General features: G+C 60.1%; 2 protein-coding genes. Both read left to right on the plus strand.

The genetic code is table 11. The features are described from left to right. Positions 1 to 232: transposase (locus E4K65_RS46635; RefSeq protein WP_167771705.1), on the plus strand; the 232-nt coding region annotated here is incomplete at its 5' end. Between the two features lie 166 nt (positions 233 to 398). After that, on the plus strand, positions 399 to 971 hold the full coding sequence (locus E4K65_RS46640) for a flavodoxin family protein (protein WP_135179755.1): 573 nt from the start codon (positions 399 to 401) through the stop codon (positions 969 to 971). Positions 972 to 1,372 lie beyond the last annotated feature (401 nt).

A 1,372-nucleotide genomic window follows, 5' to 3' on the forward strand; every position in this document is an offset into this window, starting at 1 on the left:
CGATGCTGTGCAGCAGCGCCTTGATGCGAACCCGATGGCTATGCGTCAACGTCGCGAGACCGTCGAGCATCCGTTCGGCACAATGAAGGCCCGCATGGGCGCGACACACTTCCTGACCAAAACGCTTCCGAAAGTAGCCGCCGAGATGGCTCTTTCGGTTCTGGCGTACAATCTAACAAGGGTCATGAACATCGTCGGGATCAAGCCGCTGATCGCTGCGATCGCGGCCTGAGAACTGCGTGTCTCCTGCCTTCCGGGCCAGATACCCTTAGGCACCGTTTTTACACGACCAAGACCCGAAGCGGAAGTCGGCGCTCATGCTTAAGCGATGAGAAGGGGCATTGAGCCAACCTTGCCCTTCCGGCTAAACTGAGCTGGAACAGGGGCAGGAGCAGCACTTGATCAGGCTCGCCATCGTCTACTTTTCTGCAACGGGGACCACCGCAAGGTTAGCGGAAGCGATCCAAGCAGGAGCTGCAGAAGTCGCAAATGCGACATTGTGCCGGATTGTCGGCGACGACATTGTCGCAGGGCGCTTTCAGAATGAATGCACCATGAACACCGTTGATGCTGCGGATGCAGTCGCTTTTGGCAGCCCAACGTTGATGGGTGGGCCGGCGGCTCAGTTCAAGGCATTTGCTGATGCGACCAGTGAAAGATGGAGTGAGCAGCGCTGGGCGCGCAAGGTCGCCGCAGGCTTCACGACAGGCTCGTGCGCGAACGGCGATCAGGGCCACACCCTGACCTATTTCACCGTGCTGGCCGCTCAACATGGCATGCTGTGGTGCAGCCTTAACATCCCGGGTGGTAACGATCAGCGCGGCCGCAACCGCCTGGGAAGCCAGATCGGATTGGCGACCCAAATTGTCGATGGGGAGTTGCCGCACTCTGATCTGGCTACTGCGCACTACTTGGGAAGAGGATTGGCCGACGTGACGCGCCCATTCGTAACCAGCGCATTGCATCCTTGACCGGACGGCCGCTTGTGGCCCAACGCGGAAGTCCTGCGACGTCCGCTTTCGCGCCGCTATCGGGGGCATAGCGGACGTCTAACGGCGTCCCGATTAATGAGTACACGCCCTTCTGTAATGGGCCCGATGATGTCAAGCCTCCCGAGTGAACGTCACGCCGCCGAACTCATGCTTCTGTCCGTGGTCAACGCCTGGCCGCCACATCATGCTGTCAGAGGGAGCGGTGAGCCTATCTAGATACGCGTGGTTCGTCAGATGACGGCCACTGGGCGTGTAACGGCTTCACCGGATCCACCGTCCCGGCGACGGGACTTCGGGCACTGGGCTTCAGTTCAGCCCGGTTGCGTTCTTGATCTCCTCCACGTCTTCTATGCCGCGATCGGCCCCGCTTCGGTCCATCG

Origin of the sequence: Bradyrhizobium niftali (genome assembly GCF_004571025.1) — a bacterium.
Taxonomy (GTDB): domain Bacteria; phylum Pseudomonadota; class Alphaproteobacteria; order Rhizobiales; family Xanthobacteraceae; genus Bradyrhizobium; species Bradyrhizobium niftali.